At 52.9% G+C, this 1,758-nt stretch carries 1 rRNA gene; it reads right to left on the bottom strand.

From position 1 onward, the window contains the following. Nucleotides 1-31: 31 nt before the first annotated feature. Nucleotides 32-1,758 (bottom strand): 23S ribosomal RNA (locus tag IAE40_RS25540); the annotation flags it as partial.

Raw genomic sequence — 1,758 nt, 5'->3', positions numbered from 1 at the left:
CAATCTGCAAGGCAAATTGCTTGGGTGTTATATGGTCAAGCCTCACGGGCAATTAGTATTGGTTAGCTCAACGCCTCACAGCGCTTACACACCCAACCTATCAACGTCGTAGTCTTCGACGGCCCTTCAGGGGATTCAAGATCCCAGTGAGATCTCATCTTGAGGCAAGTTTCCCGCTTAGATGCTTTCAGCGGTTATCTCTTCCGAACATAGCTACCCGGCAATGCCACTGGCGTGACAACCGGAACACCAGAGGTTCGTCCACTCCGGTCCTCTCGTACTAGGAGCAGCCCCTCTCAAATCTCAAACGTCCACGGCAGATAGGGACCGAACTGTCTCACGACGTTCTAAACCCAGCTCGCGTACCACTTTAAATGGCGAACAGCCATACCCTTGGGACCGGCTTCAGCCCCAGGATGTGATGAGCCGACATCGAGGTGCCAAACACCGCCGTCGATATGAACTCTTGGGCGGTATCAGCCTGTTATCCCCGGAGTACCTTTTATCCGTTGAGCGATGGCCCTTCCATACAGAACCACCGGATCACTAAGACCTACTTTCGTACCTGCTCGACGTGTGTGTCTCGCAGTCAAGCGCGCTTTTGCCTTTATACTCTACGACCGATTTCCGACCGGTCTGAGCGCACCTTCGTACTCCTCCGTTACTCTTTGGGAGGAGACCGCCCCAGTCAAACTACCCACCATACACTGTCCTCGATCCGGATCACGGACCTGAGTTAGAACCTCAAGGTTGCCAGGGTGGTATTTCAAGGATGGCTCCATGAGAACTGGCGTCCCCACTTCAAAGCCTCCCACCTATCCTACACAAGCAAGCTCAAAGTCCAGTGCAAAGCTATAGTAAAGGTTCACGGGGTCTTTCCGTCTAGCCGCGGATACACTGCATCTTCACAGCGATTTCAATTTCACTGAGTCTCGGGTGGAGACAGCGCCGCCATCGTTACGCCATTCGTGCAGGTCGGAACTTACCCGACAAGGAATTTCGCTACCTTAGGACCGTTATAGTTACGGCCGCCGTTTACCGGGGCTTCGATCAAGAGCTTCGCTTGCGCTAACCCCATCAATTAACCTTCCGGCACCGGGCAGGCGTCACACCCTATACGTCCACTTTCGTGTTTGCAGAGTGCTGTGTTTTTAATAAACAGTCGCAGCGGCCTGGTATCTTCGACCGGCATGGGCTTACGGAGCAAGTCCTTCACCCTCGCCGGCGCACCTTCTCCCGAAGTTACGGTGCCATTTTGCCTAGTTCCTTCACCCGAGTTCTCTCAAGCGCCTTGGTATTCTCTACCTAACCACCTGTGTCGGTTTGGGGTACGGTTCCCAGTTATCTGAAGCTTAGGAGCTTTTCTTGGAAGCATGGTATCAACCACTTCGCACTCTAAAGAGCGCTCGTCATCAGCTCTCGGCCTTGAAATCCCGGATTTGCCTAAGATTTCAGCCTACCACCTTAAACCTGGACAACCAACGCCAGGCTGGCCTAACCTTCTCCGTCCCTCCATCGCAATAACTGGAAGTACAGGAATATTAACCTGTTTTCCATCGACTACGCTTTTCAGCCTCGCCTTAGGGACCGACTAACCCTGCGTCGATTAACGTTGCGCAGGAAACCTTGGTCTTTCGGCGTGCGAGTTTTTCACTCGCATTGTCGTTACTCATGTCAGCATTCGCACTTCTGATACCTCCAGCAAGCTTCTCAACTCACCTTCACAGGCTTACAGAACGCTCCTCTACCGCATCACCA

It is taken from the genome of Pseudomonas sp. S44, assembly GCF_016624805.1.
In the GTDB taxonomy this organism is placed as follows: domain Bacteria; phylum Pseudomonadota; class Gammaproteobacteria; order Pseudomonadales; family Pseudomonadaceae; genus Aquipseudomonas; species Aquipseudomonas machongensis.
Note: the sequence above shows the minus strand (reverse complement) of the source record. Positions and strands in the feature narration are given on the sequence as shown.